The 24,637-nt window shown below is 64.6% G+C and carries 26 protein-coding genes and 1 pseudogene; 18 read left to right on the forward strand and 9 right to left on the reverse strand.

Annotation, left to right across the window (positions count from 1 at the left end):
* Window positions 1-73: 73 nt before the first annotated feature.
* Both DVB37_RS20395 and DVB37_RS20400 read left to right on the forward strand, forming a co-directional pair.
* A complete protein-coding gene (locus DVB37_RS20395; protein WP_046806205.1) occupies window positions 74-799 on the forward strand; it encodes a tetratricopeptide repeat protein in 726 nt (241 codons plus the stop codon).
* Window positions 796-1,641 (forward strand): hypothetical protein, encoded by an 846-nt coding sequence (locus DVB37_RS20400; protein WP_240433947.1) that lies wholly within the window; start codon window positions 796-798, stop codon window positions 1,639-1,641. The genes DVB37_RS20395 and DVB37_RS20400 overlap by 4 nt, the downstream gene beginning before the upstream one ends.
* Before the next feature lie 10 nt (window positions 1,642-1,651).
* Here the strand turns inward: DVB37_RS20400 and DVB37_RS20405 are convergent.
* The 3 genes and pseudogenes from DVB37_RS20405 to DVB37_RS20415 all read right to left on the reverse strand — a co-directional run.
* Window positions 1,652-2,404: pseudogene (locus DVB37_RS20405) on the reverse strand (YoaK family protein); the annotation flags it as partial.
* A 72-nt stretch (window positions 2,405-2,476) separates the two neighbouring features.
* A complete protein-coding gene (locus tag DVB37_RS20410; RefSeq protein ID WP_120156592.1) occupies window positions 2,477-3,202 on the reverse strand; it encodes a lysozyme inhibitor LprI family protein in 726 nt (241 codons plus the stop codon).
* 131 nt (window positions 3,203-3,333) lie between these two features.
* Complete coding sequence (locus tag DVB37_RS20415) at window positions 3,334-4,380, reverse strand: aldo/keto reductase (protein WP_120156593.1); 1,047 nt, start codon at window positions 4,378-4,380, stop codon at window positions 3,334-3,336.
* 314 nt (window positions 4,381-4,694) lie between these two features.
* Between DVB37_RS20415 and DVB37_RS20420 the strand changes: the two genes are divergently transcribed.
* The 6 genes from DVB37_RS20420 (at window position 4,695) to DVB37_RS20445 (ending at window position 9,645) form a co-directional block, all read left to right on the forward strand.
* A complete protein-coding gene (locus DVB37_RS20420) occupies window positions 4,695-5,660 on the forward strand; it encodes an AraC family transcriptional regulator (protein ID WP_046806208.1) in 966 nt (321 codons plus the stop codon).
* 77 nt (window positions 5,661-5,737) lie between these two features.
* Window positions 5,738-6,709, forward strand: coding sequence for a LysR substrate-binding domain-containing protein (locus tag DVB37_RS20425; protein ID WP_120156594.1), 972 nt, complete (start codon window positions 5,738-5,740; stop codon window positions 6,707-6,709).
* 116 nt (window positions 6,710-6,825) lie between these two features.
* Window positions 6,826-7,452, forward strand: coding sequence for an isochorismate family cysteine hydrolase YcaC (gene ycaC, locus DVB37_RS20430; RefSeq protein WP_046806210.1), 627 nt, complete (start codon window positions 6,826-6,828; stop codon window positions 7,450-7,452).
* Window positions 7,453-7,596: 144 nt separating this feature from the next.
* Window positions 7,597-8,160, forward strand: a complete 564-nt coding sequence (locus DVB37_RS20435; RefSeq protein WP_120156595.1) for a DUF3455 domain-containing protein — start codon at window positions 7,597-7,599, stop codon at window positions 8,158-8,160.
* Between the two features lie 121 nt (window positions 8,161-8,281).
* Entirely contained in the window at window positions 8,282-8,851 is a 570-nt protein-coding gene (locus DVB37_RS20440) for a sigma-70 family RNA polymerase sigma factor (protein ID WP_046806212.1), read from the forward strand.
* Window positions 8,848-9,645, forward strand: coding sequence for an anti-sigma factor domain-containing protein (locus tag DVB37_RS20445; RefSeq protein ID WP_120156596.1), 798 nt, complete (start codon window positions 8,848-8,850; stop codon window positions 9,643-9,645). The genes DVB37_RS20440 and DVB37_RS20445 overlap by 4 nt, the downstream gene beginning before the upstream one ends.
* Window positions 9,646-9,659: 14 nt before the next feature.
* Here the strand turns inward: DVB37_RS20445 and DVB37_RS20450 are convergent, their stop codons facing one another.
* Window positions 9,660-10,808: a sterol desaturase family protein gene (locus DVB37_RS20450; RefSeq protein ID WP_120156597.1), complete on the reverse strand. Its 1,149-nt coding sequence runs from the start codon at window positions 10,806-10,808 to the stop codon at window positions 9,660-9,662.
* 254 nt (window positions 10,809-11,062) lie between these two features.
* Here DVB37_RS20450 and DVB37_RS20455 point away from each other — a divergent pair, with 254 nt between their 5' ends.
* A complete protein-coding gene (locus DVB37_RS20455) occupies window positions 11,063-11,287 on the forward strand; it encodes a YdcH family protein (protein WP_120156598.1) in 225 nt (74 codons plus the stop codon).
* 17 nt (window positions 11,288-11,304) lie between these two features.
* On the opposite strand, the gene DVB37_RS20460 is transcribed toward DVB37_RS20455, so the two are convergent.
* From DVB37_RS20460 to DVB37_RS20470, 3 genes are read right to left on the reverse strand one after another with little or no spacing between them, the layout of a single operon-like run.
* Window positions 11,305-12,291, reverse strand: coding sequence for a tripartite tricarboxylate transporter substrate binding protein (locus tag DVB37_RS20460; RefSeq protein ID WP_162941250.1), 987 nt, complete (start codon window positions 12,289-12,291; stop codon window positions 11,305-11,307).
* Between the two features lie 33 nt (window positions 12,292-12,324).
* Complete coding sequence (locus tag DVB37_RS20465; RefSeq protein WP_104144526.1) at window positions 12,325-13,551, reverse strand: CaiB/BaiF CoA-transferase family protein; 1,227 nt, start codon at window positions 13,549-13,551, stop codon at window positions 12,325-12,327.
* Window positions 13,552-13,580: 29 nt separating this feature from the next.
* Window positions 13,581-14,573, reverse strand: coding sequence for a hydroxymethylglutaryl-CoA lyase (locus tag DVB37_RS20470; protein WP_120156599.1), 993 nt, complete (start codon window positions 14,571-14,573; stop codon window positions 13,581-13,583).
* A gap of 150 nt (window positions 14,574-14,723) precedes the next feature.
* Between DVB37_RS20470 and DVB37_RS20475 the strand changes: the two genes are divergently transcribed.
* The 3 genes from DVB37_RS20475 to DVB37_RS20485 all read left to right on the forward strand — a co-directional run bounded on the left by DVB37_RS20475 (window position 14,724) and on the right by DVB37_RS20485 (window position 17,401).
* Window positions 14,724-15,632 (forward strand): LysR family transcriptional regulator, encoded by a 909-nt coding sequence (locus DVB37_RS20475; RefSeq protein ID WP_104144528.1) that lies wholly within the window; start codon window positions 14,724-14,726, stop codon window positions 15,630-15,632.
* Between the two features lie 172 nt (window positions 15,633-15,804).
* A complete protein-coding gene (locus tag DVB37_RS20480; RefSeq protein WP_120156600.1) occupies window positions 15,805-16,407 on the forward strand; it encodes a LysE/ArgO family amino acid transporter in 603 nt (200 codons plus the stop codon).
* Window positions 16,408-16,492: 85 nt separating this feature from the next.
* Window positions 16,493-17,401, forward strand: coding sequence for a DNA/RNA non-specific endonuclease (locus tag DVB37_RS20485; protein WP_162941251.1), 909 nt, complete (start codon window positions 16,493-16,495; stop codon window positions 17,399-17,401).
* A 31-nt stretch (window positions 17,402-17,432) separates the two neighbouring features.
* Here DVB37_RS20485 and DVB37_RS20490 read toward each other — a convergent pair whose 3' ends face one another.
* Entirely contained in the window at window positions 17,433-18,602 is a 1,170-nt protein-coding gene (locus tag DVB37_RS20490; RefSeq protein WP_104144530.1) for a zinc-dependent alcohol dehydrogenase, read from the reverse strand.
* A 179-nt stretch (window positions 18,603-18,781) separates the two neighbouring features.
* Here DVB37_RS20490 and DVB37_RS20495 point away from each other — a divergent pair, with 179 nt between their 5' ends.
* Together DVB37_RS20495 and DVB37_RS20500 are read left to right on the forward strand one after the other, a co-directional pair.
* A complete protein-coding gene (locus DVB37_RS20495; protein WP_046806259.1) occupies window positions 18,782-19,366 on the forward strand; it encodes a DUF4142 domain-containing protein in 585 nt (194 codons plus the stop codon).
* Window positions 19,367-19,460: 94 nt separating this feature from the next.
* Window positions 19,461-19,967: a ferritin-like domain-containing protein gene (locus DVB37_RS20500; RefSeq protein WP_046806222.1), complete on the forward strand. Its 507-nt coding sequence runs from the start codon at window positions 19,461-19,463 to the stop codon at window positions 19,965-19,967.
* 133 nt (window positions 19,968-20,100) lie between these two features.
* Here the strand turns inward: DVB37_RS20500 and DVB37_RS20505 are convergent, their stop codons facing one another.
* Complete coding sequence (locus tag DVB37_RS20505) at window positions 20,101-20,628, reverse strand: hypothetical protein (RefSeq protein ID WP_120156601.1); 528 nt, start codon at window positions 20,626-20,628, stop codon at window positions 20,101-20,103.
* 115 nt (window positions 20,629-20,743) lie between these two features.
* On the opposite strand from DVB37_RS20505, the gene DVB37_RS20510 reads away from it, so the two are divergent.
* The 4 genes from DVB37_RS20510 (at window position 20,744) to DVB37_RS20525 (ending at window position 24,627) form a co-directional block, all read left to right on the forward strand.
* Window positions 20,744-22,042, forward strand: a complete 1,299-nt coding sequence (locus tag DVB37_RS20510; RefSeq protein WP_120156602.1) for an SDR family oxidoreductase — start codon at window positions 20,744-20,746, stop codon at window positions 22,040-22,042.
* Window positions 22,042-22,506, forward strand: coding sequence for a DUF2269 domain-containing protein (locus DVB37_RS20515; protein ID WP_120156603.1), 465 nt, complete (start codon window positions 22,042-22,044; stop codon window positions 22,504-22,506). The genes DVB37_RS20510 and DVB37_RS20515 overlap by 1 nt, the downstream gene beginning before the upstream one ends.
* 166 nt (window positions 22,507-22,672) lie before the next feature.
* Window positions 22,673-22,894 carry a hypothetical protein gene (locus DVB37_RS20520; RefSeq protein ID WP_120156604.1) on the forward strand — a complete coding sequence of 74 codons (222 nt, stop codon included), beginning with the start codon at window positions 22,673-22,675 and terminating at the stop codon, window positions 22,892-22,894.
* A gap of 254 nt (window positions 22,895-23,148) precedes the next feature.
* The gene (locus tag DVB37_RS20525; RefSeq protein ID WP_162941252.1) at window positions 23,149-24,627 is read left to right on the forward strand and encodes an integrase arm-type DNA-binding domain-containing protein; all 1,479 of its coding nucleotides are present in this window, start codon (window positions 23,149-23,151) and stop codon (window positions 24,625-24,627) included.
* Window positions 24,628-24,637 lie beyond the last annotated feature (10 nt).

Genomic DNA, 24,637 nt, shown 5'->3' on the forward strand with positions numbered 1-24,637 from the left:
CCGCGCTTCCGGTATCGTAGGCGTCCAACACTCCGCCCCGCTTGCCCAACCGCTTCAGGAACCGCCGACCGCCATGCTTGCGCCCCTACGCCGCCGTTTGCTTGCCTGCTTACTGGGATCGGCGCTTGCCGCCCTGGCCTTGCCCGCCGCCCACGCACAAGGCGCCGCACAGCTGGACCACGCGTACCAAGCCGAGCTGCGCGCCGAAAACGAAGCGTTGCACGCGCGCGTCCAGCAACTGCCGCCCGCGATGCAGACGCTGAACTCGCGGATATCCGCCGCGCTGCGAGCCAACGACCCGCAAGAGGCGCAGCGCGTGGCCGAAGAGATGGCCAAGCAAGACCCCCGCAACGCCGACGTCAGGCTGTTCCTGGGAAAGCTGCAAGCGCAGCAAGGCAACCTGCCCGCCGCCCAGGACCTGTTTGACGAAGCCATCAAGCTGAATCCGGACGACAAATGGGCGTACGTCAACAAAGCCGGCGCCCAGGCACAACGCAAAGACCTGCCCAACGCCCTGGCTACCGCGCAAGCGCTGACCAGCCGTTTCCCGGACTGGAGCATCGGCTACAACCTTCAGGCCGCGTTGCTGGACAGCATGGACCGCCAGGCCGACGCGCTGGAAGCCTACCAAAAGGCCGTGCGCGCCAAACCCGCCAGCGCGCTGATTCTGACCAACCAGGGTAATTTGCTGCGGCGCCTGGGCCGGCAGACCGACGCGCGCTTGTCTTATGAAGACGCCTTGCGAATCCAGCCCGGTTACCCACTGGCCCAGTCCGCGCTGGACGAGTTGCGCAAATGAGCGGACGCGCCATGATGACGCGTCGCCAGCTGCTGGCGGGGCCGGGCCGGGGTCTGGGTCTGGGTTTGGGTCTGGGTCTGGGTTTAAGGCTAAGTTTGGGTCTAAGGCTGGGCCTGGGCGGGCTGCTGCTGGCGCCGCTACGCGCACTGGCCGCTATCGACCGCAAGCCCATCATTCGGCAAGTCTTCGCCACGCCGATCGAAGCCATTCCGATCACGGCCCAGCACGCAGCGCTGATACGTTTGCTGCGCGTGCAATGGATGCCGATCGAATCCGGCGCGCCGGGCATCGATTTTGAACAGCCGTTGCTCGGTGGCCCGGACACGCTGGCGGCCGCTCGCCGCGCACTGAAAACGTCGGACGATGCGCTGGTCATCCAACGCCTGGCCGAAGTGTGCCGCGTGGTGCCGGGCTTTGTGACGTCGGCGGGCAAACTCGCCCCGGGCCGTTACACGGTGCCGGCCGAGATGAAAGACACATTCGACTTCCCGCAAAGCGGCGTGGACGCGCAAGGCGGCTTCAGGCTGCGCGCCGAACATCTGACAGTGTTGCGCGCTGCGGTGTGGCGCGAGGCCGGCCCGCAAGAGCTGCAAGCCGTGCTGCGCGAAGGCGATCGTTTCTGGCCGATGCCCATGATCGACGGCAAGCGGCCCTATGGCGACGCCAGTTTTTACCAGATCGACATGGCGCGCCTGCTGGATGAGCCGTATCCCCTGAACGCCCAGGGCACCGCCATCACCGAAGCGGCCAAAGACGCCCGTCTGAAGAACCTGCATTACGAAACCCTGGCCGCGCTGCAAGTGTTCCTGGGCCACGCCGTCGTGCGCAAGGCCAAGCGGTGATGCGCTAGACGCGCCGCATCAGGCTGCGCAGGTCGTCCCCGATCGGCACGGCGGCCAACAAGGTCAGCAGCAGCGCCAGGGGCCAGGTCGACCCGAAGCCAAAGTGGAAGAACGAGTACGCGCCCGTCACGCCGCCTACAAAAAACAGCGTGACCATCAGGCTCAGCACGATCAGCTTGCCGCGGTCTGCGCGCACCGGCGGCGTGTGCTGGGCATCGCTTTTCGCCACGTTCCAGTAAAACAGCTTGCCCAGTTCGATACCGATGTCGGTCACCATGCCCGTGACGTGCGTGGTGCGGATTTCAGAGCGCGACACCTTGGTGATCATCGCGTTTTGCAGGCCCATGATGTAGCACAGCAGCATCACGGTGCCCGGTACATAGAACCAGCGCAGCGTTTCCAGGTTGGCGCCCAGCAAGCCGAACAGCAGCAGCAACACGGCTTCCACCAGCAGCGGCAAGGCGTATTCGCTAGCCAGATGGGACCGCCGCCCGAAGTTGATCAGGAACGCGGAACTGGCCGCGCCCGCCAGAAACGACAGCAACGCCGCCATGCCCTGCAACACCACCACGATGCCGCCCAGCGCCATGTGGTCCGCCATCATCGAGACAATGCCGGACATGTGCGAGGTGTACTGCTGGACGGCCAGAAACCCGCCCGCGTTTACCGCGCCGGCGGTAAAGGTCAGAAAATAGGCAAGGTGCCTGTTGGCTTGCGGGCTGCGGCTGACCGCCGTCAGCCGGCGCAAATACGGAATGGCCACGCGATTCCCTTCAAACGAAGAGCGTGCCTACGGCAACGCGACACACATTCTAGTCGGCGTCCACGGGCCGGCCTAGGGTTGGCGCACGGGGAAGTAGACGCCGCCCAACGCGCCGTTCATGCCGCAATACGGCGGGCCGCCCGCCGCCTTGTCCTTGGCCGGCGGGGTATCGACCACGACAAGCGCCGCGCCCTTGCGCGACAGTGTCAGCGTCCAGCCACCGGGGTCGTCCGCCTCGACCACCAGCGTGTCTCCCTTGACCGTCGCCACGCCGCTGGCGTCGCACAACCAGCGCGCATTCTGCGGCTGCGCGGCCTGGGCCTCGACCATCAGCTTGCCATCGGCCTGACGGACGATCGTGATGCCACCAGCCAGGTTGTCCCAGCTGCCTTCAAAACCCTGGCGTGGCGTCAGCACCAGCGACGCAAGAAAAGCGTCGCGGTATTTCAGGCGGTCGGACAAGCTTTCGACGCGCTCGGCGGCGCTGCCGGGCACGGCATAGTCTTCGTTGCGCACGCCGACAAAGTAGCGCTGGTCTTGCGTCAGCGCGCGGGCGGTGTCGGCGTCGAATGCCTTCTTGGCCTCGGCAAAGCGGCGCGCGATGCTGGCGTCTTGCGTGGCCAGGGCATCGCTGGCGCAGATGGCGCGGTCTACGTCGGCCGTCGCCTTGGCGCAGTCAAACGAGGGCTGCGGCGCGGCGCCGGCGGGCGCGGCCATTGCCAGGGCGACGACGGCCAGCGCAGCCAACCACGGCTTGACCGTTGGGGAAGGCACGCTGGCGGGAAAGCGATGTGTCATGGGAGATCTTCAAGGCGGGGACGGAACGCGAAGATTCTACTCGCGCCACCCCCGTTTCGCGCAGCTCTCGGTCGCACTCCGAACCGCCCAATGACCTGGGCGCGCTTGCGCCGCAGGTGGCCCCGCGCCGTTTACACCGCGCCCGATTCCGCCAATTGCTTGCGGCGGAACTCGCCCTGGCGCACGTGCATCCAGCCGGGATACTCGGGCGGCAGCGCGCTGACCTTGTCCAGCGCCGCCAGCTCATCCTGCGTCAGCTTGATGGCGGCTGCCGCCAGGTTGTCGTCCAGCTGGTCTACCCGCTTGGCGCCGATGATGACGCTGGTCACCACCTGCTGGTGCAGCAACCATGCCAGCGCCACCTGCGCCACCGACACGCCGCGCGCATCGGCCACGGATTTCAGGACGTCAATGCTGTCATAAGCGCGGTCGCGGTCCACCGGCGGGAAGTCGAAGGCGGCGCGGCGGCTGCCGGCTTCGGCAGAGCCGTCACGGCTGTATTTACCACTGAGCAAGCCGCCTGCCAGCGGGCTCCACACCATCAGGCCGACGCCTTCGCTTTGCAGCATCGGAACCAGCTCGCGCTCCAGGTCGCGCCCGGCAATTGTGTAGTACGCCTGTAGCGATTCAAAGCGCGCCAGCCCCAGGCGTTCGGCGATGCCCAGCGCCTTCATGATCTGCCAGGCCGCCCAGTTGGACACGCCCACGTAACGCACGTGGCCATGCTGGACCAGCGTGTCCAGCGCGCGCACGGTTTCTTCAATGGGCGTGGCCGGGTCAAAGCCGTGGATCTGGTAGAGGTCGATATGATCCAGCTGCAAGCGCGACAGGCTTTTCTTCACGCCATCCAGGATGTGCACACGCGAATTGCCACGCGCATTCACGCCCGCGCCAGTCTGGCCGAACACCTTTGTGGCAATGACGACGTCGTCTCGCGCGACCTTCAAATCGCGCAGCGCCTGGCCGGTGATGATTTCCGAGCGCCCCTCGGAATAGACGTCGGCCGTGTCGATAAAGTTGACGCCCGCTTCCAGGGCGCGACCGACCAGACGGTTGGCGTCTTCCTGTTGCAGGTTGCCGATCTTGCTCCACAACTCGCCTTCGCCGCCGAAGGTCATGGTGCCCAGGCAGAGTTCCGAAACGAATAGGCCGGTGCTGCCAAATTTCTTGTATCGCATGGTGGTGCTCCTTCTGCGGCGCGGCGGATCCGTGCGCCCCGGGATGGGACGCCGAACGCAACTGGCCGGGGTGCGAACAGTATGCGTCGCAAGCGGCCGCCACGCGCTGCTTGATCCTGCCCGTTTTTTGCCTGATTCTCTGGCGGGTGTGCCGGAGAATCAGGCATACGCCCGATCCTCCTGATTTTTTGCCCATTTCTCCATAGCCTATCTGGCCCCGGTTCGGCGCGCCCACAGCGGGCATACACTGGAGCCCGCCCCTTATTCCGCCGCGCCTGTGCCGCCGCCAGGCCCGCGCCCCTCTCGGAGCCTCCATGCCTATTACTACCGAGCAAACCGAAGCTTCCGTCAATATTCCCGGCTTGGACGGTGCTTACGAGCCCGCCCGCCGCGAGCTGCTTTGCACCTTGGACCGCATGACGGGCACGCTGGAGGGCTCGTTGGATACACCCATCGAAGGCTTGTATCTGCATCGCCTGTCGCAACCGACCGGCGCCAAGCCTGGTTTGCAAAAAGCCGCGCTGGCCGTCATCGCGCAAGGCTCCAAGCGCTTGTTGATCGGCGACGAGAGCTTTGAATACGACCCCTTTCATTACCTGATCTCGTCGGTGGACCTGCCTGTGGTGGCCAAGGTGTCGGTGGCCAGCCCCACCCTGCCCTACCTGGGCTTGCGGCTGGACCTGAACCCCGAGGAAATCGCCGAGCTGATCAGCGACGAAAACCTGCCGCCGCTGGTGCCCGCCGAGGCTTCGCGCGCGCTGTGCGTCAATCCCCTGGGCGGCTCGCTGCTGGACGTGGTGCTGCGGCTGCTGCGGCTGTTGGACACCCCGCGCGACATCCCCATCCTGGCGCCCATGGTCAAGCGCGAGCTGCTGTACCGGCTGCTGATGAACGGCCAGGGCGTCGTGCTGCGCCAGACGGTGCTGCAAGACAGCCAGCTCAACCGCGTGGCCAAGGCCATCCGTATCCTGCGCGACAACTACGCGCAACCGCTGCGCGTGGAAGAAATTGCGCGCGACGTGCACATGAGCGTGTCGTCCTTGCATCACCATTTCAAGCAGGCCACCGCCATGAGCCCGCTGCAATACCAGAAGCACCTGCGCTTGCAGGAAGCGCGCCGGCTGATGTTGAGCGATGACGCCGGCGTGGCCTTGGCCGCGCACGCCGTGGGCTACGAAAGTTCGTCGCAATTCAGTCGCGAATACAGCCGTTTGTTCGGCACCCCGCCCCTGCGCGACAAGCAGCGCTGGAAAGAAGAATCGGTGGGCGCGGCCGCCTGAGTTCGGCTTAGGGCCCGCGCGGCCGTCATCGCGTTATATGCTCCCGCTACGTCTTAATTCCGAAAGCGCGGGAAGTCATGCACGATTTGAATGATCTTTACTACTTTGTCCAGGTCGTGAAACACGGCGGCTTCGCGCCCGCGGGCCGCGCGCTGGACATCCCCAAATCCCGCCTCAGCCGCCGCATTGCCCTGCTGGAAGAACGGCTGGGCGTGCGGCTGATCCAGCGTTCCACCCGCACCTTTGCCGTGACCGAGCTGGGGCAGGAATATTACGACCAGTGCCTGTCGATGCTGGCCGGCGCCGAGGCCGCACAAGACGTCATCGACCGCACGCATGCCGAGCCGCAAGGCACGATACGGATGAGCGCGCCGCCCGCTTTGATCTATTACTTTCTGGGCGATGTGGTCGCGCGGTTCATGCAGAAGTGCCCCAAGGTGCACGTGTATTTGAAGAGCTTTTCGCGTTCCGTGGACGTGCTGCGCGAAGGCTTTGACCTGGCCGTGCGCGTGCGCTTTGGTCCCCTGGAAAACAGCGATCTGGTCATGAAGCCGCTGGGCACGAGCTGCCAGAGCCTGGTCGCCAGCCCCGCGCTGGCCCGCAGGCTGCCGCCGGACGCCGACGTTGCCAGGATTGCCGAACTGCCCACGTTGGCGCTGGGCACGGAACAGCGCGAATGCCAGTGGCGGCTGGACGGGCCCGATGGCGTGCGTCAGAACGTAGCGTTCACCCCGCGCCTGGTCACCGACGACATGCTGGCGCTGAAGCAGGCCACGATGCGCGGCGTGGGAGTGGCCGCACTGCCCCTGATGATGATTCGCGAAGAATTGGACGCGGGCACGCTGGTGCCGGTGGGCGCGCCCTGGGTGCCGGAGCCGGGCGCCGTCCATGCGGTGTTCCCCTCACGGCGGGGGCTGCTGCCCGCCGTGCGCGAGCTACTGGATTTCATGGCGACGGAGTATCGTGAAAACGCCCAACGCGAATGCGATACGCAGCAGCGCCACGGCATCCCTGGCCCGAAAGCCCCGCACCCATCGTCCGATAAATAGAACGCTGAGACGCAATTTGCCCAACTACCGGGGCTATTGGTTGATATTTAGAATTCTGTTCATGCACTCACCGCGCAACACCGCGCACCAAACCTGAAGACATAACGGAGCAAACCATGACCAAGCCCTACGTGAAACTGGACAAGAACGAAGCCGCCGTCCTGCTGGTTGACCACCAAGCCGGCCTGCTTTCGCTGGTGCGCGATTTCCAACCGGACCAATTCAAGAACAACGTGCTGGCACTGGCCGACCTGGCCGAATACTTCAAGCTGCCCACCATCCTGACCACCAGCTTCGAAGACGGCCCCAACGGCCCGCTGGTCCAGGAACTGAAAGACAAGTTCCCCACCGCCCCCTACATCGCCCGCCCCGGCAACATCAACGCCTGGGACAACGAAGACTTCGTCAAGGCCGTCAAGGCCACCGGCAAGAAGCAGCTGATCATCGCCGGCGTGGTCACCGAAGTGTGCGTCGCCTTCCCCGCCCTGTCGGCCCTGGAAGAAGGCTTTGATGTGTTCGTCGTGACCGACGCCTCGGGCACCTTCAACGAAGTCACCCGCAACGCCGCCTGGAGCCGCATGGAACAAGCCGGCGCGCAGCTGATGTCTTGGTTCGGCGTGGCGTGCGAACTGCATCGCGACTGGCGCAACGACGTGGAAGGCCTGGGCACCCTGTTCGCCAACCACATCCCCGACTACCGCAACCTGATGGCGTCGTACTCGGCCAACCGCAAGGCCAAGTAAAGCCCGCCCGTTTTGCCGATGCAGGCCGGATGCAAAAATATTTGCATCCGGCCTGCATCCGTTTGGGCTCCCCGCGTGTAGTACCTGTACCGGCGCGCAATGGGCGCGTCGTCCACAGACCTTTCACGTTGCTGGAGACCGCTCATGAAGACCCAACGTTCGCACCGCATTCCCGCCGTTGCCGGCCTGTTCGCCGTGTCGCTGCTTGCCGCCTGCGGCTCGATGAGTTCCCAATCCATGGCTTATTCGCAGGCCAACCTGCCCGCCAGCGTCCAGGCGCCCGCCGGCAACAAGGTGGCCTGGGAAACCGTGGGCGTGGGCGAGATCACCTACGAATGCCGCGCCAAGGCCGATATGAAGGGCCAGGCCGAATGGGTGTTTGCCGGCCCGAAGGCCGTGCTTAACGACCGCAAGGGCAAGCAGGTGGGCACGTATTACGGCCCGCCCGCCACGTGGGAAGCCATGGACGGCTCGAAGCTGACCGGCACGCAAGTGGCCGTGGCGCCGGCGGGTGACGGCAACCTGCCTTACCAGTTGGTCAAGGCAAACCCCGCGATGGGCGCGGGCGCGTTGACCGGGGTGACCTACATTCAGCGCGTGGCCCTGAAGGGCGGCGTGGCGCCCAAGACCCCTTGCACCACCGCCATGCTGGGCCAGAAGAGCCAGGTGCAATACCAGGCCGACTACATTTTCTACAAGGCGAACTGATCCCGTGGGCCCGTCGTATTCCGACGGGCCCACGGCAGGGGACTCCGGGTAAGATGGCGCAACTTCCCACCGCGCAGGCAGATCACGCGCGGCCGCCCTCTTCCCGTTCCCCCGCTCTCGCATGCCGAACCGCCTTGATCCGGATTTCGATTACGAAGCCGCCTTGCAGGAATGCGCCGCCGGCCGCCGGGCCGCCCTGGAGGCCCTGTATCGGCAAGAAGGCCCGCGCCTGTTGGGTGTGGCCCAACGACTCCTGCGCGACCGCGCTTGGGCGGAGGACATCGTGCATGACGCATTCGTCAAGATCTGGAAGCAGGCGGGCGCCTTTGACGCATCGCGGGGTTCGGGACGTGGCTGGGTCTACAGCATCACCCGCAACCTGGCGTTGAACGCGCTGCGCGACACCGCGCGCGAAACCGACGTAGATGATGACGCCGCTGCCGCCCTGGACGCGCGACACGCCATCGAAGCCTGGCACGACACGCGTGACGCGTTCGACTGGCGCGCCAGCGCGGGCCGCATGGCTCCGTGCCTGGAAGAACTGGAACCCGTGCGCCGCAACTGCGTGCTGCACGCGTATGTCGAGGGGCTGACGCACAGCGAGATCGCGCAACGCCTGGGCGCGCCGTTGGGCACCGTCAAGGCGTGGATCAAGCGCAGCCTGCAAGCGCTGCGGGAGTGCCTGGCATGAACGCCCCGCAAGAAGCTTACGACGACACCGACGAACTGGCAGGCGAATACGTGCTGGGCACCTTGTCGGCCGACGCGCGCCGCGCGGTGCAAACGCGTATGACGCACGATGCCGCCCTGCGGGCCGCCGTGGCGCGATGGGAAGCGCGCCTGCTGCCATTGACGAATCTGTCGACCCCGGTGGAACCGTCGGCCAGCCTTTGGCCGCGCATCGTCGGCACCTTGGATGCGGCGCAGGCCAAGGGCACCGCCCATGCCCGCGTACAAGCCCATGCCCGGGGACAAGCCCAGACGAACGCGTCGGCGGCCCCGCGGTCGCGCCCTATCGGCCCATCCAAGCCGGGGCTGTGGGACAGCCTGATGTTCTGGCGCAGCGTGGCCGTGGGCGGTATGGCGGCGGTGCTGATCCTGGGCAGCACGCTGGCGCTGCGCCCCGCATCGACACCGTCGGCCCCGCAATACGTGGTGGTGTTGGTGGCGCCCCAATCGCAGGCGCCGGGCTGGGTGGTGCAGGCGCAGGCCGGGCAAAGCGCCGTGCAACTGGTGCCCATCGCCGCAACGGAAGTGCCGCCGGACCGGGCGCTGGAATTCTGGACCAAGGCCGACGGCTGGGCCGGCCCGGTATCGCTGGGTTTGATCAAGCCGGGCGAACCCGTCGTAATCCCGCTGGACAAGCTGCCGCCGCTGGAGCCCAACCAGCTTTTCGAGCTGACGCTTGAACCCAAGACCGGCTCGCCCATCGGCAAGCCGACCGGCCCGATTCAGTTCATCGGGCGCGCGGTCAAGATGCTGTAGCCGGCAGGCGCGGGCTAGCGCTTGCGGCTGAAGGGATACGCTTGCTGGGCAAGGAAGGTGCCCGGCATGTCATTGTCCAGGATGCCGTAGTTTTCGGGCAGGCGATTGCCCACGCCGCGCACGGCCGTTCCAAAGATGTAGTCGATGAACGAGAAGTGGGCGGCGTAGTTCTTGTCGATGGCTTCCGTGTCCGACGAGTGGTGCCAATGGTGAAAGTCCGGCGTCACGATGATGTAGCGCAGCCAGCCCCACGGCAGCTGCACGTTGGAATGGATCAGCACGGCCTGGAAGCCGACGATGATGATGTAGGCGTCCAGCACGGCCTTTGAAAACCCCAGCACGAACAACACGCCCAACACCGCCACGCGCGTGATCAGCAGTTCAACGATGTGCAGGCGCGATCCGGCCAGCCAGTCCAGCGTGCGCGTGCTGTGGTGCACGGCATGGATGCGCCACATGAACGGGACCTCGTGGTAGACCCGATGGGCCGCGTACTGCGCCAGGTCCGCCACCAGCACCGCTACGAACAATTCCAGCAGATACGGCATCGACTGGATGGCGGCCTGTAGCGGCTCGTAGGCTGCCCAGGAAAACAGCCGGTGGATAAAGAAGTTGATGCACAGCAGCACCGCCCCCACCGACAGATGATTGAACAGGAAATGCTTCATGTCCACCTGCCACTCGCCGCGAAACACGGGTTGGCCGGGATACAGCGGCGTCAGCTTTTCGAAAATGATGAAGACCATGCTGGACGCCAGCAGGTCCAGGATGAACCAGTCCAGGCCCAGGTACGGGTGGTTGCCGGTATTGGACGTGGTCACTACGACCTGGCTGCCCCCGGCGGCCACCGCGCAGCAGACCAGCACGAAAGCCGAAATATTCAGCCAGCGCTGGCGGCCCAGCACGATGTTGGCCAGTGCGATCGACCCAGACACCAGCAACGCGGAAAACAGCAGCGTGCGCATCGCCTCCACGGAATAGAAGGCGCGCAGTTCCGGCGTGGTCAGGTAAGCGGGAAAGTGGAAAGCCAATACGCCCAGCACGGCCAGAATGGCCAGGAACAGCGCGATCACGCCGCTCATCATGCCGGTGCCCGGGTGGATACGCCCGTCCTTGCTGAAAAGAGCAAAAACCTGCCGAACATTGGACGCGCGTTGTTTCATGTCTAAAAGATGACGGACCACGGGGTGCCGAGTGTATCTCCGGGCAAACCCTTTCATGTAATCAAAAGTGAGCATCAACGACATTTTCACGCCGCGTATCTGCCGGCTTTGCGGGCGGTCAATTCACACCAAGGGCGGCGGGGGCCGCGTGGTTGACAAGGCGCGGGGGTTGGCGTGTCATGGGCGAGCCGACGCGTGCCGCGTCCCGGTGCGTCGCCGGTTCCCGTCAACGGGTTCCCAAGAGAGAGGCCCTAATGTTCCCTGAATATCGCCAACTCATTACGCAGATGAAATCCGAGAATGCGCATTTCTCGGCCTTGTTCCAGCGCCACAACGACCTGGACCAGGAGATTCAAAATATGGAGGACGGCGTCGTGCCAACCTCGGGCGTCAACATTGAAGTGCTGAAAAAAGAAAAACTACAGCTCAAGGACAAGCTCTACGGCCTGCTGCGGGCCGCCGACCAGAAGGCCGGCTGACACCCCAGCTTTGGGCGCTACATCAGCTCAAGCCCCGCCCCCCGCACGATGACCGCGTACTTGGCCATTTCAGAACGGAAGTACGCCGCCGTCTGCTCGGGGGGCATCAGCAAGATCTTGTTGTTCTGGGTGGCCATGGCCTGTTTGACCTCGGGCGCGTTGAACGCCCGCCCCAATGCGTCGTAGACGCGCCGCACCTCGGCCGCCGGCAGCTTTGCCGGCCCCGCTGCCGCGAACCAGCCGCCTATCTCGTAGTCAACCAGGCCCTGCTCGCGCGCGGTGGCAAGATCCGGCAATGCCTCCATCCGTTCGCCCCCACAGGCAGCCAGCGCCTTGAGCGCCCCGCTTTTGATCTGCGGCAGTACCGACGGCAGCGACAACACCCCGAAATCCACCTGCCCGCCGATCAGGTCCGCCATCATGGGCCCCACGCCCTTGTACGGAATATGGCGCGCCTTGACGCCCGCCTGCTGCACGTACATTTCCGCCGCCAGATGCAGGATCGTGCCATTGCCCGACGACGCGTAGTTGTAGCGGCCCGGTTCCCGCGACAACAATGCCGTCAGATCCTTCAGGTTGTTGGCCGTGATGTTCTTCGGGTTGGCCACCAACAGGAACGGCGTCATGCCCACCATGCTGATCGGGGTGATGTCCGCCAGCGGATCGAACGGCAAGGACTTATAGACGCTGGGAAAAATCACATGGTTGTTCGACACCATGCTCAGCGTGTAGCCGTCGGGCGCCGACCGCACCAACGCCGACGTACCGACGATGCCGCCCGCGCCCGGCTGGTTTTCCACCACCACCGTGTGGCCCAGCGCCGACGACAAGGCAGGGCCGGCCGAGCGCGTGATCGTGTCCACGCCCGAGCCCACGCCTACCGGCAGGATGAACTTCACGGGCCGGTCCGATTGCGCGCGCCCCAGGCCCGGCACGGCCAGCATCGCGGCGCCCAGCGCCCCCAATAGTTGTCGGCGGCTCCAACCCGCGCGTTGATCGTTCATGTCTGTCTCCTGGTTGTTTTTTATTGCCGTTCATCAGGCCACCGCGCCCTGCTCCCGAAGCGCCGCGATCTGCGTCGCGTCATACCCCAGGTCTGCCAGCAGTGCGTCGGTATCCGCGCCCAAGGTGGGGGGATGCTGTCGAACCCCAAGCCGATGGCCGTCCATCATCAAGGGGAATAGCGCCGCGCCCGCCATCTGGCCGGCGCGTTCGCCGTCGGGCAGCCGGATGTCGGCCAGCCCGCCCGTCGCGCGCAAATGAGGGTCGTCGTAAAGCGCTTCGGGTTTGACGATGGGCGCGAACGGTAGGCCGATGCGTTCGAACACCGCCGCCAGTTCCGCCGCGCTGTACCCCGCCAGACGCGCGCGCAGGTCCGCCAGCAAGGTGGGGCGCAAGCGCACACGGTCGTTGTTGGTCGCCATGGCGGGGTCGCGCTTCAAATCATCAAAGCCGAAAGCGTCGCAAAACGTGATCCACTGCGCATCGCTGACGGCCGCCAGGAAAATCTGCTCGCCATCCTTCACGGTGAAAACGTCGTACAGCGCCCAGGCGGATACACGTTCGGGCATCGGTGCGGACGGCTGGCCGGTGATCGCGTATTGCAGCATGTGCTGCCCCACCAGGAAGACATTGTTCTCGAACAGCGCCGATTGCACTTCCTGGCCGCGTCCGGTGATGCCCCGCTGGATCAGCGCGGCCATCGCGCCGATGGCGCCGAACATGCCGCCCATGATGTCGTTCACGCTGGTGCCGGCGCGCACCGGGTCGCCGGGCCGCCCGGTCATATAGGCCAGGCCGCCCATCATCTGCACGACTTCATCCAGCGCGGTGCGCATGGCGTAGGGCCCGGGCAGGAAACCCTTGTGGCTGACGTAGATCAGCCGGGGGTTGTCACGTGCCAGCGACGCGTAATCCAGCCCGTACCTGGCCATGGTGCCCGGCCGGAAATTCTCGGCAACCACGTCGGCGCCCGCGGCCAGCTTGCGCGCGGCCTCGGCGCCGGCGGCGCTGTGGATGTCCAGCGCAATGCTCTTCTTGTTGCGGTTGAACATGGGAAAAAACCCCGCGCCCACGCCCAGCAGATGCCGCGTGCGGTCACCCTGTACGGGCTCGACCTTGATGACTTCCGCCCCCAGGTCGGCCAGCACCATGCCGCAGGTCGGGCCCATCACCATGTGCGTGAATTCGACCACGCGCAGGCCGGCAAGCGGCAACGCGCGCGAAGTCTGCGGCAAGGACGGTTCTTGATGTGGTTGTGACATGACAAAGCTCGTGTGAAGTGCGCGGGCGCTTAAAGGCGCGCGCCGCGGGGACCCTGGGTGTGGGGCTGCGCAAGCGAATGCGATGCAGCGCGGAACGTCTTGGGCACGCCGGCGCGCCACAACGCCCCATGCAATGGCTGCCCGGGCAGCCATCCATCCACGGCAGCGCGCAGCGCCAGCAGGCGATCGATGTCCACGCCGGTGGCGACGCCCATGCTTTCCAGCATGAACACCAGGTCTTCCGTACTGACGTTGCCGCTGGCGCCGGGCGCATGTGGGCACCCGCCGATGCCGCCCAGGCAGGCGTCAAAGCGCGACACGCCGGTCTGCAACGCGGCCAGCACATTGGCCAGGCCCAGCCCTCGCGTGTCGTGAAAGTGCGCACAGCACAGGCGCTCGCCGGCAATGCGGCGCGCGTCGGTAAACAGACGCTGCACCGCCGCGGGGTCCGCATAGCCCACCGTATCGGCCAGGCTGACGCGGTCCGCGCCGGCGTCCAGCAGCGCCTGCATCAAGCGCAACACGTCGTGCGGCGGTACCTGCCCCTGCAAGGTGCAGCCAAAGGCCGTGCCGACGCCGCCTTCGATCAACATCGACGAGCCCGCCGCGTCGCGCGCCGCGCGTATCTGGCCCACCATCGCGACGACCTCGTCGGGCGTTTTGCGCAGGTTTGCCACGCTGTGTGCATGGCTGGCCGACAAGGGCACCAGCATCAGGTCGGCGCCGCTATCCAGCGCGCGTTCGGCGCCCTTTACGTTGGGCACCAGGACCGACACCGACAGACCGGGCAGTTTTTTCGCGTGAGCCACCAGCGCGTCCGTGTCCGCCAACTGCGGCAGCAGACGGGCGGGCACAAAAGAGCCGACCTCGATTTCGCGTTGACCGGCGGCGTAGGCGGCGTCGATCCATTCGCATTTGGTGTGGGTTGGCAGCACCACGGGCAGGCTTTGCAGCCCATCGCGCAGCCCCACTTCGCGCACGACGGCGGTGGGGGGAATCACAAAAGATGGGGCAGTCGGCATGGCGGCGGATTCGGCAAGGGGTGGGAAGACCGATGAAGATGAAGATGAAGATGAAGATGAAGCCAGTTTAGATATTCTCTATTCGCGCACCAGCGGTATTTTGGAACGTTTAATATTCCCAATCGGAATTTCATATCAAGGCAGCCCGCCATGCGCGATCTGGACATCACCACCCTGCGCCTTTTCATCTCGGTATGCGAAACCGGCAATATTGCGCGCGCCGGCGAACGCGCCAGCATCGTGGGATCGGCCATCAGCAAGCGGCTGGCGCAACTGGAAGACACGGTGGGCGCCAAGCTGCTGACCCGCAAACGCCGGGGCGTCGAGCCCACCGAGGCTGGCGAGACGCTGCTGGAACACGCGCGCGCCATATTGGCCAGCTCGGACCGCATCGAACGCGACATGTCGGCCTATGCCAGCGGCGTCAAGGGCCAGGTCCGCATCCTGGCAACGGCGTCCGTGCTGGCGGAATCCCTGGCCGACGACATCGCGGCCTTTCTGCAAATGGCGCCCCATCGGAACATCCGGGTCGACATGGAAGAACGCGTCAGCCAGGAGGTCGTGCGCGAGGTAAAGGGCGGCATTGCCAGCCTGGGCATCTGCTGGGACGCGGCCGACTTCCACGGCCTGCAAACCCGGCCCTACCGGGGCGACCGCCTGGCTGTCGTGACCGCGCCCGGCCATCCGCTGGCGCAGCGCGAGGCGGTATGGTTTGACGACGCGCTGGACTTCGAACACGTCAACATGCCCGCCGCCGGCGCGGTCTTGCGCATGTTGCAGACGGCGGCAAGCCATAGCGGCAAGACCCTGCGCCACCGCGTCACCGTCAGCAATTTCGATTCGGCGTTTCGTGTGGTGTTGGCCGGCCTGGCCATCAGCGTCGCGCCCATCGAGGTCGCCACGCCCTATGCGCTGGCCCATGGGCTGCGCGTGCTGCCACTGCTGGATCCCTGGAGCCATCGCCGCTTTGCCATCTGCCTGCGCGACGCGCAAGCGCTGTCGGCGGCGGCCAGCCTGTTGCTGGACCACCTGGTGGCGGCCGGACATGCCTCTGCGTGAACGCCACCACGGCGCGGCAAGGCACGGCGTGCCGGGCCGGGCATGTACCCAAGTTCGCATATGGCGCGCCCCCCGGACATCGTCTTAAGCCGCCCTGAACTCGGTTTAGATTAATTAGTTTTTCTAATCTGGCCCCAGCAGCTAGTCTGTCGCCCTTTTCATGGGGGTTGCAATGACGACCGCGTTCGTTCCTGGATTTTTGCTCAGCCTGGGCCTGATCGTTGCCATCGGGGCGCAAAACGCTTTCGTCCTGCGACAGGGCCTGCGCCAGGAATATGTGTTTGCCGTGTGCCTGGCCTGCGCCGTGTCCGACGCCATCCTGATTGCGACGGGCGTGGCCGGCTTCGGGCTGGCGGTGGACACGCTGCCCTGGCTGGAGCCGGCCATGCGCTATGGCGGCGCGCTGTTCCTGTTTGTGTACGCGCTGCGCAGCCTGCGGTCGGCGTGGCGCACGCAGCACGACAGCCTGGCGCCGTCGGCCACGCAGACAGCCGGGCTTGGCGCCACGCTGGCCACGTGCCTGGCGTTCACCTGGCTGAACCCACATGTCTACCTGGACACCGTGGTGCTGCTGGGGTCCATATCCAGCCAATACGAAGGGCAGAAAGTCGCTTTCGCGCTGGGCGCCATGTCGGCTTCATTCGCGTTTTTCTTCACGCTGGGTTACGGCGCCCGCCTGCTTCGGCCGCTGTTCGCCAGCCCGCGCGCCTGGCGCGTGCTGGATGCCTGCGTGGGCGTGGCCATGCTGGCGATCGGCTTGAAATTGGTGCTGTAAACGCGCCGACTTGCGGCTGGCCGCAGTCATCTACAATCCGTTGACGCCGGCCGCATCAAGGGCCGGCCCGCAACACACAGGTAGCATGACGCGCGCGAAGAAACCAGCAGCAAGAAAGAAACGCCCCGCCGCCCGGGGCAATACAAAATCCGCCGGCCGAGCCTACCGGTTCATCAGGGCGCTGCTGGTGTCGTCGTTGGCCAGCTTCGGCGCCGCCACCTATGTGCTGAAACCGCAATGGCCCGCGCAACTGACGCCCGACGCCATTCTGGCTCGCCTGGGTTGGCCCGCGCAGGAAAAAATTGCCCCGGCCGTGATTCCGTCGGGCGCGCTGACCCACACGCGGTTTGCCGACTGTCCGCAGTTCTTTCCGAAAGGCCAGATGCCTGTCGTGCCGTCCGGCGCGGCGCTGCGCGAACTGTGCTTTACCGGCTTTGCCGTCTTGCATAACGGTCAAACCAAAACCCCCGTTTTCGTTGTTGAACGCCTGAACCGCAAGCTGCTCGCGCAGGCGCAGGGCATGCAGCGCACCGACAAGTTCTACGCGGAAGCGCGGCTGCCCGGCGCCGAACGCGCCGCGCTGGATGACTACAAGGGGTCGGGCTATTCGCGCGGCCACATGGCGCCGGCCGGCGATATGTATTCCAAGGAAACCATGGCGCAAAGCTTCTCGCTGGCGAACATGGTGCCCCAAGATCAGACACAGAACGCGGGCTCGTGGAGCCGCATCGAGCAGGACACGCGCAAATACGTCATGCGCGCGGCGGGCGACGTGTACGTCTATACCGGCCCCTACTACAGCGGCAAACCGGCGACGATCGGCGCCGGCGTCGCCGTGCCCAGCCACGTCTATAAAGTCGTGTACGACGCCACGACGGGCCGCTCGTGGGTGCACTGGCAGGCCAACGCCGCCAGCGCCAGGGAAGGCGCGCCCATCAGCTACGACGAATTCGTGCGTCGCACCGGCATCCAGCTGCTGCCGTCGGGCGGCTAGCCGACGGCAGCCGTGCGCGGGGTCGCAACGATTACGGCTTCAACACCACCTTGATGCAGCCGTCCTGCTTGTCGCGGAAGGTCTTGTACATGTCCGGGCCGGCTTGCAGATGTTCGTGGTGCGTGATGACGAATGACGGATCGATGCGGCCTTTGACGATCATGTCCAGCAACTCATCCGTCCAGCGTTGCACGTGCGTCTGGCCCATGCGCCAGGTCAGCCCCTTGTTCATCGACGCGCCAAACGGAATCTTGTCGATCATGCCGCCGTATACGCCAGGCACGGACAACACGCCCCCCGGCCGGCATACGTAGATCATTTCACGCAGCACGTGCGGCCGGTCGGTCTCGGCGCCCACCGCCTGCTTCACGCGGTCGTACATGCCGCCCATGGCGCTGGCTGAATGCGACTCCATGCCCACCGCGTCGATGCACTTGTCCGGCCCCTTGCCCTGCGTCAGCGCGTTCAGCCGTTCCACCACGCTTTCTTCCTCGAAGTTGATCGTAATGGCGCCGCCGTCCCTGGCCATCTTCAACCGCTCGGGCACATCGTCGATGCAGATCACCTGACGGGCGTTGAGCAGCACGGCGCTGCGCACCGCCATCTGGCCCACCGGCCCCGCGCCCCACACCGCAACGGTATCGGTGGGCTCGATCTCGCATTGCATCGCGGCCTGCCATCCCGTGGGCAGGATGTCGCCCAGGAACAGGACCTGGTCGTCGGTGAGTTCGGGCGGTACGGGAATATGCGTGGTGTCGGCCCACGGCACGCGGACGAATTCCGCTTGTCCGCCCGCGTAGCCGCCCGTCAGGTGCGTGTAGCCGAACAGCCCGGCCGTGGTGTGACCGAACATCTTGGCCGCATCGTCGGCATTGCGGTTGGTGCGTTCGCAGACCGAAAAATTGCCCCGTCGGCATTGGTCGCACTGACCGCAGGTGATGGTGAATGGAATCACCACGCGGTCCCCTACTTTCAGGCGCTTGGTCTCGCTACCCACTTCGACGACCTCGCCCATGAATTCGTGCCCCATCACATCGCCCGATTTCATTTCCGGCATGAAGCCGTCGAACAAGTGCAGGTCCGACCCGCAGATGGCGCAGGCGCTGACCTTGATGATGGCGTCGCCGGGATGTTCCAGAATCGGATCCGGAACCGTGTCGTACCGGATGTCGTGCTTTCCGTGCCAGCAAAGTGCTTTCATGTGTGTCCCCTTAGACATGCAACCGCAGCGTTGCGAATCGCGCGGTGGGGGCAGCAACTATCGTGCCTTCGCAGCGGGTTTTCCGAGCGCACCGCGTGCGTGCGTGGGCATGCGGATTGCTAGGTTGCATGGCCCCGCCGGGCGGCATCGCGCTGGCGGGCCTCATCCAGGAGACACGCATGACCAAGCACGTCTATGTCGCAGCGCTTTGCGGCGCCATCATGTTGGGCGCACATGGCGTGGCCGCCGCGCAATCCGCGCAATCCGCGCCCAAGCCGGACCCCGCCGACTCCGCCGCGTCGATCACCAAGCTCAATAGCGAAGACCGCGGCTTCCTGACCCGGGCGGCGGAATCGGGTTATCTGGAAGTGGACGGCAGCAAACTGGCGTTGAAGAAATCGCAGAACGCAAAGGTCAAACAGTTCGCGCAAAAGATGGTCGACGACCACACCCGCGTGGGGCAGCAATTGCAAGCGCTGGCAAAACAGAAAGGCTTCGAGACGCCGAAGGAGCCCTCGCTGGTGCAAAGCGCCAAGCTCAAGGCGCTGGACCTGCGCAGCGACGGCTTTGATGAGGCGTACAGCGACGAGATCGGGGTGGCCGCGCACGAAGACGCCGTCGAACTCTTCGACAAGGCCACCAAAGAGTCCAACGATCCCGACCTGAAGCGCTTTGCCGCCGACACGCTACCCGCGCTGAAGCGCCATCTGCAAGAAGCGCGCGCACTGCAAAAGGCCATTAAGGGCCAGGGCCAGGCGAAATAGCACGGCGCGCCAGGCATGGTGTTTGCTGAATGGCGCTGCGCCAATCATGGCCACCTTTACACCCATCACACCCATCAACACACGGGAGCAGACAATGACCCAGAAGACTTTGCAGGATCTATTCGTGCATGAACTGTCGGACATCTACAGCGCCGAGAAGCAACTGACGCGGGCGTTGCCGAAGATGGCCCGCGCCGCTTCCGACCCAGCGCTTGCTGAAGCGTTCACCCAGCATCTGGAAGAAACGCGCGGCCAGGTCGAACGCATCGACAAGATCATCGAATCCGCCGACTTCCGCCTCAAGCGCATCAAGTGCGCGGCGATGGAAGGCCTGGTGGAGGAAGGCCGCGACGTGATCGAAGACGTTGAAAAAGGGCCGGTGCGCGATGCTGCGTTGATTGCCGCCGCGCAGAAGGTCGAGCACTACGAAATTGCCGGCTACGGCACGTTGTGCACCTTCGCCAAGCAGTTGGGCCTGACCGAGGCGTTGACGCTGTTAAAGGAAACGTTGGCCGAGGAAAAGGCCACCGACGAAAAGCTCAGCATGCTGGCGCTACAGCAGACCAACGCGGAAGCCGCGCAGGCCGGTAAAGCCAAGTAAGGCCAGGCAAGCGGCCTGAGCCGCCCACACCCCGAGGTCCGACGCGTGGGGGCGTCTTCGGATCTCGGGGTGTTTTCTTGATGCGCGGGTCCGAACGGTGCCGCAGCCGGTTCAATCCCGAATCGAACCCGCATCAATCACGTATGCGTGAAGGCCGCCGGGCACGACGGCCGCTGCCGCTTGCATCGTTCCGCCTGCCTGGCGATGCCCCGCCCGTTGCCAACGCAATGCCGACGCCGAAAGCGATATACACCAACAGCAAGGCGCCGCGCGTCAGTCGCTGCTCAAAGCCGGGTTGCAAGCGCTTGGGCGTTAATTGGTAATCGGCAAAACACGATGTGGCGGCCACCAGCGCCCCTTCCATCCACGGCCGCTTGCCCCAGCGCGTCTGCTGTACGCGTGCGCTGGCCCGGGCGTGCAGCGTGGCCCAGAAGATAGACGCCGCATGGTGGATCAGCAGGCCGGTCGCCGTGTGCTTCCAGCTGGGGTCATCCTGGTGCAGCGCGCGCTCGCCCCACAGCCACTGGCTGGTCGCATTGGTCGCGGCGGCGGCGTGCCCGGTCTGGTGCTTAGCCAACGCAATCAATGCCAACGTGGACAACGCGCTGGCCGCGCTACCGCTACGTACGCCTTCTACAAAAGCTTGCCGCCATTCATGCATGGTGATCCCCTGGTTGGTGTGGTGGCAGCCCGGGGCTCTTGCCCCGGCGCCGCCAGGTATGCAGTTTGCTGAACCCGCTGAACCGATCTGGCGCCGCGACAAAAAAGGAACAGGCATGAAAATTCTGCTGACCGGTGCGCATGGATTCATCGGCAGCCGGCTGGTAGACGCCCTGCGCGAAGACGACCATCAGCTGGTATGCCTGGTGCGCACGCCACGCCCCCGCGACTTGAACGTGCCGCGAGCAAGATACGTGCCCGCGGACTTTTCTCGGCTGACGCGGGTGGAAGACTGGGCGCCGCTGTTGTCCGGCGTGGATGCCGTTATCAATACGGTCGGAATTTTTCGGGAGTCGGGTTCGGCCAGCTTTGCCAACGTGCACGACAAGGCGGCCAAGGCGCTGTTCGCGGCGGCCCGGCAATACGGCGCGCAGGTCATCCAGTTTTCGGCGCTGGGGGCGGATGCCGAGGCCGCATCGGGCTTTCATATCAGCAAGCGCGCCGCGGACGACGCGTTGCGCGCGGCCGGCGCACCGGCTTACATCGTGCAGCCGTCGCTGGTCTATGGCGTGGGCGGCAGCAGCGCCGCGCTGTTCAACCAGCTTGCCGTCATGCCTGTCGTCGCTTTGCCTGCGGGCGGCTGGCAGCGCGTTCAGCCCGTGCACATCAATGACGTGGTTGCGGGCGTGCGCGCGATGCTGGCGCAGCCGGCGCCCGGTGCGGTCACCGTGGCGTTCTGCGGCCCCGAGCCCGTCACGGTGAGGACCTACCTGTCGATGCTGCGCGGCGGGCTGGGCATGGCGGGAAGGCAGTGGATCATTCCGGTGCCGTCGCGTATGGCGAGCGCCGCGGCCAGGGCCGGCAGCTGGATGCCAGGCTCCTTGGTCGACGCGGACAGCCTGGCCATGTTGAACCGCGGTAATACCGGCAACCCGATCGCCTTCGCCACGCTGCTGGGCCGCAGCCCCGTCGGCCCCGCATCGTTCATAGCGCCGCATGAGCAGGCACCGCTGCGCGCCGACAGCATCCTGCGCACGATGCTGCCCGTGATGCGGCTGTGCATCGCCGCCGTCTGGCTATGGACGGCGGCGGTGTCCATGGGCTTGTACCCCATCCAGGACAGCCTGGCGCTGCTTGCCGACGCCGGCGTGCCCCACGCCCTGGCCCCGATCATGCTGGCGGGCGCGGCGGGCCTGGACCTGGTGCTGGGCGTGTTGACGTTGATGAACCTGGGGGGGCGCAAGCGCTGGGTGTGGCTGGCGCAGATGGCCTTGATACTGGGCTACACCGCCATCATCACCGTGCAATTGCCCGAGCAGTGGCTGCACCCCTTCGGCCCCATTTCGAAAAATGTGCCGATGCTGGCGGTGCTGGCGCTGCTGTATCTATGCGATAGCCGCGCGCGGAGGCCGTGATGGAATATCTTTGGTTCAAGCTGCTGCACATTCTGTCTTCCACGCTGCTGTTCGGCACGGGCATCGGGTCGGCGTTCTACCTGCTGTGCGTGGTCCTGCGCCGCGACGTCAAGGTGGTGGCCTCGGTGGCGCGCGTGGTGGTCGTGGCCGACTGGCTGTTCACCGCCACCACCGCCGTCATTCAACCGCTGACGGGCTGGTATCTGGCCCACCTGATGCAGTTGCCCTGGAACACGCCGTGGCTGTCCGCCTCGTTGATGCTGTATGCGGTGGCGATCGCTTGCTGGTTGCCGGTCGTGAAGCTGCAAATGCTGATGCGCGACAGCGCGACGGCCTCGGCCGCCGCCGGCGAACCGCTATCGCCCCGGTTCATGCGCTACTTTCGCGCATGGTTCGTGCTGGGCTTTCCGGCGCTGGGCGCGTTCCTGGGGATTTTCTGGCTGATGGTGTTCAAGCCGGCGTAGGGGTGGGCCGTGGAAGGATCCGGCGCCTTTGCATCCGTCCCCGTGGCGCGGCCTGGTGCCGTCTGGTTCGGGCAAGGGGCCAGCTTGGAACGGGACTTGCTGAGCGGCACTGGCACCGCCCGACAAGCGCGGGCGGTCCTTGGATGCTTCACGTCAGGAGAAAACAATGAAAACGCAGATCAGCTATCGCAAACTCGACGGCGACCACGGCGTCGCCCTGGTCAACGGCGGTATCTCAGAGACACTGCAAGCCAAGCGTGAATTGGCGAACTGGCTGGAACTGCCTGAAGGCAGCAGCGCCAGCACCGAAGAACAACAGGTGGACATCCGCCTGAAACAAGGCGGCATTGCCCCGGAATCGGTGCAGTTCAACCACATCAGCGAATAGCCCGCCACAAAAGCACAAGGGCTTACGCCGTAAAAGCGTAAGCCCTTGATTTTTTTGGTCGGGGCGGTGGGATTCGAACTCACGACCCTCTGCTCCCAAATTGGTTGCGCATGGAAGCGTGCGGACAACGCTGGAAAACTAATCCTTCGATTTCAACGACTTACAGCGCACAAATTTCCATTATCATCCACCCACATCCGCCGCAATCCGCGACCGGGTGTACCTATGGGTGTACACAATATGGGAATAGGTGCATGACGCGTTACCCGAAAAAAGGCCGAGGTCACAAATGGACAATTCGAGAGCTTGAATCCATACCGACTGCTTGGGCGAAAGACAGTATCGCAGACGGCGGAGGCCTGACTGGAGAAGTTCGTGTGTCGAATGGAGCCGCGGCGGTGGCATTCCGCTACGGTTTCAAGTGGGAAGGGCGCAAGGCTTGGTACTACTGTGGCAACTGGCCGACTGTCGACTTGGCCACAATCCGAGAACGGCGAGACAACGCTCGGGAACTCGTCGCAAACGGCGTCGATCCTAGGCGCCAAAAAGTCGCCGATAAGATCGAGGCCCAACGCAAGGTCGACCAGCTAATTTGCGAAGAGAGCCAGCGCCGCGCCCAAGACCTAAAGTTCAAGGACCTGTACGACGCCTGGATAGAAGAAGGGGTTCGCCGGTCTGACGACAATGCCGAGCTGAAACGGATTTTTGGCAAGGACGTATTGCCCGTTATCGGCGATTCCGTCCTGCGGACAATGTCCGAGAGTGACATAAAGAAGGTCCTGCGCGAAGTGATTGGACGAGGCGCCAATCGTCTCGCAGTGATAATTTTCGGCGCTATAGGTCAAATGCTTGGATGGGCGGAGGACCGGCAGCCTTGGAGGCGCCTCCTCATCGAAGGAAACCCCGCGAAGCTCGTCGACCTTGATCTGTTGTTGGACGATGAATACGACCCGGAAAATGTGCGTACACGAGTATTGCTAGACACCGAAATCGTGGAGCTAGCAAAACGCTTCAGATTCGGCGAAAACGAGTACGAGCAGGCACCCAACAAACGTGTCGCTAAGTTACCGGTCGCAGCCGCGACCCAACATGCCGTGTGGATATGTCTGAGCACGCTCACACGGATCGGAGCATTGACAAAAGCCGAGAAGGCGCACGTCAACCTTCCTGAACAAACTTGGTTTATACCAAAGGAAAACTCGAAAGGACGCCGCCGGCAGAAGCAAGACCAGATCGTCCACCTTTCAGAATTCGCAGTGCGCCATTTCGAAGCCGCTATGGCACTCTCGGATTCGCGCTACGTCTTTCCAGCTCGAGACGGCCTCGGTCCCCTTTCTGCGCAGACTGTGACGAAGCAAATCGGAGACCGCCAGACACGATTCAAGGCCTCTGACCGAACGCCCCTCGCCGGTCGCCGTAACGACGACACCCTCGTCCTAGCTGACGGAGCGAATGGAAAATGGACGCCTCACGACTTGAGGCGGACGGGCGCGACGATCATGCAATCTCAAGGGATTCCCGAGAACATCATTGACCGCTGTCAGGGTCACGTCGCCCACACGGGACGAAACAAGATTCGGCGCCACTACCAACTTTATGAATTTGCCGACGAAAAGCGCGCCGCGTGGGAAAAACTCGGCGAATATTTGGAGCAGCTTTTACCTTTGGATCTGACGCTCCCAAAGACGCGTATCGAAAAATCGCCGAAAAAGGGACGATCCGCGAAACAGTAGCCCGACTGGC

The sequence above is a fragment of the Achromobacter sp. B7 genome, from assembly GCF_003600685.1.
In the GTDB taxonomy this organism is placed as follows: domain Bacteria; phylum Pseudomonadota; class Gammaproteobacteria; order Burkholderiales; family Burkholderiaceae_B; genus Achromobacter; species Achromobacter spanius_B.

What these genes read in the sequence shown, in the direction of transcription:
- DVB37_RS20510 (WP_120156602.1), top strand. Translation starts at nt 20,744, where the DNA reads ATGAAAATTCTGCTGACCGGTGCGCATGGATTCATCGGCAGCCGGCTG.
- DVB37_RS20410 (WP_120156592.1), bottom strand. Translation starts at nt 3,202, where the DNA reads ATGACACATCGCTTTCCCGCCAGCGTGCCTTCCCCAACGGTCAAGCCG.
- DVB37_RS20460 (WP_162941250.1), bottom strand. Translation starts at nt 12,291, where the DNA reads ATGAACGATCAACGCGCGGGTTGGAGCCGCCGACAACTATTGGGGGCG.
- DVB37_RS20505 (WP_120156601.1), bottom strand. Translation starts at nt 20,628, where the DNA reads ATGCATGAATGGCGGCAAGCTTTTGTAGAAGGCGTACGTAGCGGTAGC.
- DVB37_RS20415 (WP_120156593.1), bottom strand. Translation starts at nt 4,380, where the DNA reads ATGCGATACAAGAAATTTGGCAGCACCGGCCTATTCGTTTCGGAACTC.
- DVB37_RS20450 (WP_120156597.1), bottom strand. Translation starts at nt 10,808, where the DNA reads ATGAAACAACGCGCGTCCAATGTTCGGCAGGTTTTTGCTCTTTTCAGC.
- DVB37_RS20465 (WP_104144526.1), bottom strand. Translation starts at nt 13,551, where the DNA reads ATGTCACAACCACATCAAGAACCGTCCTTGCCGCAGACTTCGCGCGCG.
- DVB37_RS20400 (WP_240433947.1), top strand. Translation starts at nt 796, where the DNA reads ATGAGCGGACGCGCCATGATGACGCGTCGCCAGCTGCTGGCGGGGCCG.
- DVB37_RS20420 (WP_046806208.1), top strand. Translation starts at nt 4,695, where the DNA reads ATGCCTATTACTACCGAGCAAACCGAAGCTTCCGTCAATATTCCCGGC.
- DVB37_RS20425 (WP_120156594.1), top strand. Translation starts at nt 5,738, where the DNA reads ATGCACGATTTGAATGATCTTTACTACTTTGTCCAGGTCGTGAAACAC.
- DVB37_RS20445 (WP_120156596.1), top strand. Translation starts at nt 8,848, where the DNA reads ATGAACGCCCCGCAAGAAGCTTACGACGACACCGACGAACTGGCAGGC.
- DVB37_RS20395 (WP_046806205.1), top strand. Translation starts at nt 74, where the DNA reads ATGCTTGCGCCCCTACGCCGCCGTTTGCTTGCCTGCTTACTGGGATCG.
- DVB37_RS20525 (WP_162941252.1), top strand. Translation starts at nt 23,149, where the DNA reads ATGACGCGTTACCCGAAAAAAGGCCGAGGTCACAAATGGACAATTCGA.
- DVB37_RS20455 (WP_120156598.1), top strand. Translation starts at nt 11,063, where the DNA reads ATGTTCCCTGAATATCGCCAACTCATTACGCAGATGAAATCCGAGAAT.
- DVB37_RS20480 (WP_120156600.1), top strand. Translation starts at nt 15,805, where the DNA reads ATGACGACCGCGTTCGTTCCTGGATTTTTGCTCAGCCTGGGCCTGATC.
- ycaC (WP_046806210.1), top strand. Translation starts at nt 6,826, where the DNA reads ATGACCAAGCCCTACGTGAAACTGGACAAGAACGAAGCCGCCGTCCTG.
- DVB37_RS20435 (WP_120156595.1), top strand. Translation starts at nt 7,597, where the DNA reads ATGAAGACCCAACGTTCGCACCGCATTCCCGCCGTTGCCGGCCTGTTC.
- DVB37_RS20495 (WP_046806259.1), top strand. Translation starts at nt 18,782, where the DNA reads ATGACCAAGCACGTCTATGTCGCAGCGCTTTGCGGCGCCATCATGTTG.
- DVB37_RS20490 (WP_104144530.1), bottom strand. Translation starts at nt 18,602, where the DNA reads ATGAAAGCACTTTGCTGGCACGGAAAGCACGACATCCGGTACGACACG.
- DVB37_RS20520 (WP_120156604.1), top strand. Translation starts at nt 22,673, where the DNA reads ATGAAAACGCAGATCAGCTATCGCAAACTCGACGGCGACCACGGCGTC.
- DVB37_RS20440 (WP_046806212.1), top strand. Translation starts at nt 8,282, where the DNA reads ATGCCGAACCGCCTTGATCCGGATTTCGATTACGAAGCCGCCTTGCAG.
- DVB37_RS20515 (WP_120156603.1), top strand. Translation starts at nt 22,042, where the DNA reads ATGGAATATCTTTGGTTCAAGCTGCTGCACATTCTGTCTTCCACGCTG.
- DVB37_RS20500 (WP_046806222.1), top strand. Translation starts at nt 19,461, where the DNA reads ATGACCCAGAAGACTTTGCAGGATCTATTCGTGCATGAACTGTCGGAC.
- DVB37_RS20470 (WP_120156599.1), bottom strand. Translation starts at nt 14,573, where the DNA reads ATGCCGACTGCCCCATCTTTTGTGATTCCCCCCACCGCCGTCGTGCGC.
- DVB37_RS20475 (WP_104144528.1), top strand. Translation starts at nt 14,724, where the DNA reads ATGCGCGATCTGGACATCACCACCCTGCGCCTTTTCATCTCGGTATGC.
- DVB37_RS20485 (WP_162941251.1), top strand. Translation starts at nt 16,493, where the DNA reads ATGACGCGCGCGAAGAAACCAGCAGCAAGAAAGAAACGCCCCGCCGCC.